This is a genomic window from Streptomyces viridochromogenes DSM 40736 (assembly GCF_000158955.1).
Lineage (GTDB): Bacteria > Actinomycetota > Actinomycetes > Streptomycetales > Streptomycetaceae > Streptomyces > Streptomyces venetus.
In genome coordinates this window covers 8,646,659-8,653,262 of record NZ_GG657757.1, presented here as the reverse complement: position 1 = coordinate 8,653,262, position 6,604 = coordinate 8,646,659, and the positions used below count along the sequence as shown (strand labels likewise).

7 protein-coding genes are annotated in these 6,604 nt (G+C 67.2%); 2 read left to right on the top strand and 5 right to left on the bottom strand.

Features of this window, described 5'->3' with window-relative positions; translation table 11 throughout:
- On the top strand, window positions 1–1,414 hold a 1,414-nt coding region (locus SSQG_RS38025), incomplete at its 5' end, for a helicase associated domain-containing protein (RefSeq protein ID WP_039935863.1).
- A 968-nt stretch (window positions 1,415–2,382) separates the two neighbouring features.
- Window positions 2,383–2,565: a hypothetical protein gene (locus SSQG_RS38020; protein ID WP_039934527.1), complete on the top strand. Its 183-nt coding sequence runs from the start codon at window positions 2,383–2,385 to the stop codon at window positions 2,563–2,565.
- 344 nt (window positions 2,566–2,909) lie between these two features.
- Here the strand turns inward: SSQG_RS38020 and SSQG_RS38015 are convergent, their stop codons facing one another.
- The 5 genes from SSQG_RS38015 to SSQG_RS37995 all read right to left on the bottom strand — a co-directional run bounded on the left by SSQG_RS38015 (window position 2,910) and on the right by SSQG_RS37995 (window position 6,266).
- The gene (locus SSQG_RS38015; RefSeq protein WP_003995343.1) at window positions 2,910–4,058 is read right to left on the bottom strand and encodes a hypothetical protein; all 1,149 of its coding nucleotides are present in this window, start codon (window positions 4,056–4,058) and stop codon (window positions 2,910–2,912) included.
- A 138-nt stretch (window positions 4,059–4,196) separates the two neighbouring features.
- Window positions 4,197–4,757, bottom strand: coding sequence for a hypothetical protein (locus SSQG_RS38010; RefSeq protein WP_003995342.1), 561 nt, complete (start codon window positions 4,755–4,757; stop codon window positions 4,197–4,199).
- A gap of 35 nt (window positions 4,758–4,792) precedes the next feature.
- Entirely contained in the window at window positions 4,793–5,029 is a 237-nt protein-coding gene (locus SSQG_RS38005) for a hypothetical protein (protein WP_003995341.1), read from the bottom strand.
- A gap of 233 nt (window positions 5,030–5,262) precedes the next feature.
- The gene (locus SSQG_RS38000) at window positions 5,263–5,475 is read right to left on the bottom strand and encodes a helix-turn-helix domain-containing protein (protein ID WP_003995340.1); all 213 of its coding nucleotides are present in this window, start codon (window positions 5,473–5,475) and stop codon (window positions 5,263–5,265) included.
- Window positions 5,476–5,690: 215 nt separating this feature from the next.
- A complete protein-coding gene (locus SSQG_RS37995; RefSeq protein WP_003995339.1) occupies window positions 5,691–6,266 on the bottom strand; it encodes an RNA polymerase sigma factor in 576 nt (191 codons plus the stop codon).
- Window positions 6,267–6,604: the final 338 nt, after the last annotated feature.

Here is a 6,604-nt window from a genome sequence, read left to right as displayed (position 1 = left end):
CTGTGACTCCGTCTACTTCGCGGACGTACGCGGCTCCATGGCCGACCTCGTCCAAGCCGTCGGCCGGGCGCTGCGCATGCAGCCGGGTGAGGGGAAGGTCGCCTCGCTCGTGGTGCCGGTGCTGCTCGGGCCGGGTGAGACGACGGACAACATGCTCACCTCACGGGCGTACGGCGGGTTGGCGAAGCTCTTGGAGGCGCTCAGGGCGCACGACGCCCGTGTGGTGGAGGCCCTCGCGCAGCAGCAGGCGCCAAGCCGCGTCAGAGGCGTACAGAGCCGCAGCGGGCCCGAGGAAGACGAAGCAGCTGCCAGCGACCGAAGCAACCGTGGTCTGTCAGTACCGGCCAGAGAGCTGCTGAAATTCAGCACCCCCCGCGACCCCGCCCAACTGGCCGCCTTCATCAACCTCCGTGTCCTCAACCCCGAACACCAACACTGGCGACGCGGCGTCGAAGCCGCCACCCTGTACCACCGGATCCACGGGGACCTGAAGGTGCCGTTCACGTACCGCGTGCCCGAGAGCGGGGACCAGGAGGCGGAAGCCGAGGGGTGGCCGGCCTCGCTCGCCGGGTTTCCACTTGGGCAGTGGATCGCCGACGCTCGGAGGTTCTACGCCCGGGGTGACATGGACGCGGACCGCATCGCACAGCTGGAGAAGTTGGGCATGGTGTGGTCGCACTTCGACGTCGCCTGGGAAGAAGGCCTCGCCGCGGCGCGCGGGTGGGCTGAGGACAACGGGCACCTGTTGGCCCCGCTGGACGCCACCTACAAGGGTGCGAAGGTGGGGATCTTTCTGAAGAATGCGCGGGCCGCCGCTCGCCGGGCCGCCGAAATCGAGCAGCGACGTGCCGAAGGGCTGCCCGTGAAGTCGGCGGCCGGGGCGCTTCCGGAGGAACGGCGCGAGCAGCTCGAGGACATCGACCCGTCGTGGTGCCCGGCCTGGCCCGTGGAGTGGCAGCGCGCCTTCCATCTAGTCCGCCTGCACCTGGAGGCCGGCGGCACGCTGCCGATGGGGCCGGGTGAGGTCGTGCACCAGAGCGAGGACCTCGGGCGGTGGGTGCGCTCGGTCCGCCTCGGCTGGGACAAGCTCACAGGCGTCCAGCAGTGGATGTGCGAACACATCCTCGGCATCCAACCCGCGGCCGAGAACGAGAAACCCAAACCGCGGACCAGTCAGGCCAGCAAATGGGCCCTCAACTACACCGCCGCCAAGCAGTACTACCGACGCGAAGGACACCTGCGCGTACCCAGGAAGCACATCGAACGGATCGTCGTCGCCGAGAGGGACGGCCAGGACCAGGAGGAGCGGGAGCTGAAGCTGGGGGCATGGATCAGCAACCAGCGCAGCCGGGCCGCCACCCTGTCACCGGAACGGGTGGAGCAGCTCAGCGCCATCGGCATGCGCTGGGCATAACAGCGATAGCTCAGTTGGAGCGATGTCGGGCGTGCCGGTGCCACCCCAGCTCAGAAAGGAGGCTCATCGCTGTATCCGCCGTTGGCTCCCCCTGAACCCCACCCCCCAGTTGTGGCGGGCGGCGGTGACAGCTGCGGAGCCGACCCCCATCCCCCGGCCGGGGCGGACGGCGGTGACGCCTGCGGAACCGGCGCCAGCTGAGGGTGGCCCGCCTCGTCATCAGGTTCAACACCCTCAACGGCGTCGTTCCACAGATCGCGTAGGTATTCGCGAAGCGTGCGGGTGTCGTCTTCCTCGTCGTAGTCGTTGGAGTCGGAGAATCTTCTCCACATCGGGTCCTGGTCTGCCATACGGCAGAGAACCTCGTGTACCGCTTTGACCTTGGGCCAGGTGCTGGTGGTCTCGCCTTTGAGCAACCTCCGGACCGTCTCACGGCTGACAGTCACGGGGGCGGAACCATGCAATTGAGCAACAGCTGCCGCGATGCTGGCTGGCGAGGGACGCCCTGCCGCGCGGAAGTAGGTGTGCAGCTCGCCCACGAAGTTCCTTCTGGACCCATGCGGGAGCTCATCCAAGCTCGGCATTCGCAACACCTTGGGCACGTCCACAACTCCAGCTCATCAAAGCCCATTTGAACTCAAAGAGCCTAGCTTAACCCCGGCATGACACCCATTGAGAACAGCAAAGAACAAGCCTCGCCCCACAAGGACCCGAGAAGACCTTGGAAGACACGCCTTCTGCCAGGTTCGCCACACAAAAACACAGAAGAACTTAGTTGACCAAAGCCATGTTTCCGCTGGTCAGAGCGCTATTCAGGGTGCTTTTGTTGCTGTCAGCCGCCCCACGAGACGCGTTGGTGTCTCAACAGGCGGACAAACGGCACGGCTGTCGCCGGAAACGGCGACGGCCCCCTGGTGGGCAGGGAGCCGTCTGCAGAAGACCGAACGTCCCCGACGAAGGAGAAGCTCATGTCCAAGCCCGAGCGTACGGGCAACAGCCCGGCCCCGGAACCCCTCCCATCGAGGACCCGGTGGGCCAAGCGCGCCCGGCGGCTCCGCAACGAGGCCGGCCTGCATCTGATCCGAGGGGCCGCAACCACGGTCGGCGGCGCCGTCGTCGCATACGGCGGCCTCTGGATCCAGTCGCGCTGACAGCGGACAGCGGGGCCGGGCAGGGTGATCCTGTCCAGCCTCGCTGTCGTCGGGTCAGCCGAAGTCGAGCGCCTCTTGTGCGAAGTCGGCCGGTACCGGGCGGGGCTGGGACGGTGGTGCCCCGTCCTGGCATGCGGCCTGCCAGCGCTCGGTCAGCTCGTCCTTCCACCCCTTGGGCGGGGGCCACGGGACGCCTCAGGCGGCGAGCTGGTCGGGCTTCCAACCGTCGGCGGGCGTGCGGGCGGCTTGGATTTCTTTGGGCGAGGGCAGGTCGGGCATGTCTAGCAGCCTCCCATGAGTAGCAAGCCGAGGCGGGGTGGGGCAGGCTCTTGGCCAGCTTGCTCTTATCGAGCGCCTTCCGGGCCGGCCAGGTACTGCTGGACACGGCGGCGGGCCGTCTGCACTGGGTTTCCGCCGCCTTCGCCTTGCAAGATCCAAGTCCGGGAGAGGTAGTAGTCGGGATGGCGGATGGTGGTGAGCGTCCTGCCATCTGGCTGAAGGTGGTGCTCGGTGAAGCCATCCAGGGCACCGGCTGCGACGGGTGTGCGGGTCCACGGATTGTGCAGTACGTGGAAGCCCTCGCTGAAAGTCTCGTGGTCTTCTGGCCCGTAGTCACCGATGACATAGCCGAAGGGCACGGCCACGGACGCGTTCGGGTCAGGGTCGTACGCAAGGCCGACGCGGGCCATGGCCACGTCTTCCGGCCCGTAGCCGCGTTCGGTTCCCATGCGGGAGAACTTCGACACGGTGGCGCTGTTGGTGAAGATCACGGCGGCCAGGTTCTCGGCTTCGGGCTGGGCGAACAGGCCGCTCGGGATGGTCTTGTGCTTATGCCGGTGTTCTGTGACGACTTGGGAGTTCAGCACAAGCGAGCCGTGGTTGTCGCGGGTGGCGATGTCCCGGATCCCGTAGAGGTAGGTCGCCAGGGAGTTGACGGTGTGGATCAGGGCGCTGGGGTTGTGGAAGGACTGCACGGCGATCACGAAGGGGACGCCGTCGACGTGCGGCTTCTCCCAATAGGCATGGCCCTGCGCATCGCGGTGTTCGAGCTTGCGGCGCAGGGCTTTGCCGATCTGCATGGTGAACTCCGCCTGTGCTTCCTCCATGTCGTCGGGGATGAGCCGGCGTACTGCAGCGGCGATGTCTTCGTCGTCGGCTGTCTCACCCTGGGGCGGGTTGGTGGTCGTCGCTTCGATGGCCACAGGAGTGTCGCCGGTCGTCAGGAAGTCCGGCGCGGGGCTGGTGCGGTCCAGTTCCTTGCCCTGTTCGCGCAGGGCGGCGAAGAGGGCAAGCTCGAAGACGCGAGCGGAGAAACCTGCGGTCTGGAACTCGCGGACGAAGCTGTGGTCGACGTCGGGAAAGTCGGCAAACGTCTCGTCCATGAGGCGGCGCGCGGCAGTGTATGCGTGGGCCCCGCTGAAGTCGCGGAACTCGCGGCTGACCTTTTCCGGCGTCATCTTCCGGGCGAGGTCAAACAGGCTTCGGGTCATCATCGGCCTCCAACGCGCCGGTCAGGCAGGAGTGGGGGTAGCGGGTGCCGTCGGTATCGGCCGTCTGGGGGGGAGCCGCCGGAATGGTGGCAATGGACCAGCCAAGCGGAGCCGGGCTGGAGCCTCGTGCGTCCTGAGGCACTACGGCAGGTCTTCCAGCCGGGCGAGCAGGCCGGCGGCGGTGGCGACGGCCGCGACGGCGTCGGCGCGGGTCCAGGTGAAGTTCTCGGTGGTACCCGAGTCGTCGTGCGGTGCACCGCTGAACAGCGCGTAGGCGCTCTGGGTGAGCATCGCCCAGCGCTCCTCCTGGTCCCGCTCCCCGGCCTTCTTCTGCACCGCCTGGTCGTGGACCCTCCGGGTGTTGCAGGCCTCGCGTACGGGGTCGAGGGCCGCTCGGGCGAGGGCAACGGCGTGCTCGTACCGTCCGTCGCGGATCGCGGTCTTCGCCTCGCGGATCCGTCGCGCGCCGGTGGCCCGGGCCTCCACAGTGGTGACCGGGATGAGGACGTCGACGAAGGCGCCGTTATCGAGCTGGGTGAGGGCGTTGCTCCACGTCGCGTGCGGGACGCGGATGATTTCCTGGTCGTCGGCGACGCGCCAGTGCTTCGTCTCTGCCAATGCGGTCAGGGCGAGTTCGGCGCGCAGGGCCAGGTCGTTGCCCGCCCGCGTCTTTTCCAGTCCGCGCAGCTGCTGGTCGGTCACGCTCGTCTCGAGCGTGAGGTTCGTGGCGAAGGACTTCAGCCCGACCGGCCGCGGTGTGTGAAGGACGCCGATCCAGCTCGCGGGCCTGGTGTCTCGTGCGTCCAGAGGGCGCCGGAGACAAGGAACGGCGCGTCCACGGTGAAGTTGCCGTGGGCAGTCACCTCAAAGGTCAGGGCGAGACGGTGTACGTCCCAGCCTTGGAAGAAGTTGACGTGCTGCTGCGCCCGGATGTTGACGGTGTAGTCGTTCGATCCGAATCGGAAGTTGGCCATCGTTCCCTTGCCTGAATGAGCTCCTGCCTGATGGTGGCAGGTCAACCGACCCGGCGGCAGTGGACTTCTCGGGGAGCCGGCGAGTCACCGCACGGTGGTGGGCTGACCCGGGCGAGAACGGCACGGGACGGTGCTGTGCGCAGGAGGTGCCGCGTCCCGAGAACAGCGCGGGGCCTGGCAGAAAAGTGTCTGCCAGGCCCCGCCCAGTCTGCCGACGGGGCATGGGGCTGGGTCTACGCACCGTCGCTCGGTCGTTCGCCGCCGACTTCCACGCCCAGGTAGCTCTCGCGCAGGTACTCGTGGACCGCTTCCTCCGGGACCCGGAAAGCTCGGCCGACACGGATGGCAGGAAGGTGGCCGCTGTGGACCAGCCGGTAAACCGTCATCTTGGAGACGCGCATGACGGAAGCGACTTCCGCGACGGTCAGGAACGCAACCTCGGTCAGGGGGCGCTGCCTGGCCGGCCTGCTCGGTGGCGGGGGCGCCGGGGTGTCCTCCCATGGGGCAGGAGTGTCATCGGCGGGCTCGCCCAGCATGTGGAGAAGCTGCTCCTTGCGCCGTGCCAGGCTCTCCCGGTCGACTTCTACGACTCCCGCCGTCTGGTCCATCAGGTGACCGAACAGGGTGTCGGTGTCGATGGAGCGGCTCCGCTCGTTGTCCGTCATGCCTGCTCCTCCTTTTGTTCGCGTGGCGGGAGTGCCTCGGCTTCTCCGGTGCCCACGGGCTTAACAGCCTCACGCAGCAGGGCACGAGCCTTGGATATGTGCTTGCGGACTCCGGATGGCTGCAGGTCCAGTAGGTAGGCGATCCGGGCCGCGGAGTACTGCTCGATGAAGAACAACACGGCGATCTGCCGACGTCGTTCTGGAAGGCTGCGGATCACCTCCAAGCAGCGTTCGAGGTCAGCACGTGCAAAGACCACATCCACGAGATCGGGTCCCCGACCGGCGTACTTTTCTCGCTCCTCCGTGTCGAGTCGCTCCAGTTTGCGGGACCGGCGGATGCCGTCGACCCACTTGTGGTGAACGACGCTGCGCAGCCAGTTGCGGCGCTCGTCATCGGTGCGGTCGACGAGTGAGTTCCACTGGACCGCGGCCGCGAGGAACGCCGTCTGCACGAGGTCCTCGGCTGCGGACTGGTCCTCTCCGGTCCGGACCATGGCGTAGCGCACCAGCCACTCGGCTTCCAGCTCCCACAACGCTGCGATCTGCCGCCTCGTCTCCGGGGGGAGTCGCATCCCTCCTTGACTCACACCGGTCCCCCTTCGTGCTCTGTGGCTTCTCCCACCTGCACCCGCATAGCAGGCCCCCTCGTCCTCGTTCCCGCACCACCACCGTCCCGGCGGGCGCGTTGCGCACCAGGGCGATCAGGGTTGCTCTCCGCTGCCATTCCGCCACCAGAGCTGACATGCCCACATGGACGGCAACGAGACAGATCCCCAACCAGACCCTGGGCTGCGATAGGACCATCCACAGCCCGCCTGTCCAGCGCCCCAGAAGAGTGTTCACGTCATGGAGTCGAACGAGGGGCCCAAAGCGCTGCCTGTCCGCATCAAGATTTTTTCGGAGAGCCCCG

Excerpts from the sequence above, each read along its gene's own strand:
- SSQG_RS38020 (WP_039934527.1), top strand. The coding sequence starts at position 2,383 with ATGTCCAAGCCCGAGCGTACGGGCAACAGCCCGGCCCCGGAACCCCTC.
- SSQG_RS38015 (WP_003995343.1), bottom strand. The coding sequence starts at position 4,058 with ATGATGACCCGAAGCCTGTTTGACCTCGCCCGGAAGATGACGCCGGAA.
- SSQG_RS38005 (WP_003995341.1), bottom strand. The coding sequence starts at position 5,029 with ATGGCCAACTTCCGATTCGGATCGAACGACTACACCGTCAACATCCGG.
- SSQG_RS37995 (WP_003995339.1), bottom strand. The coding sequence starts at position 6,266 with ATGCGACTCCCCCCGGAGACGAGGCGGCAGATCGCAGCGTTGTGGGAG.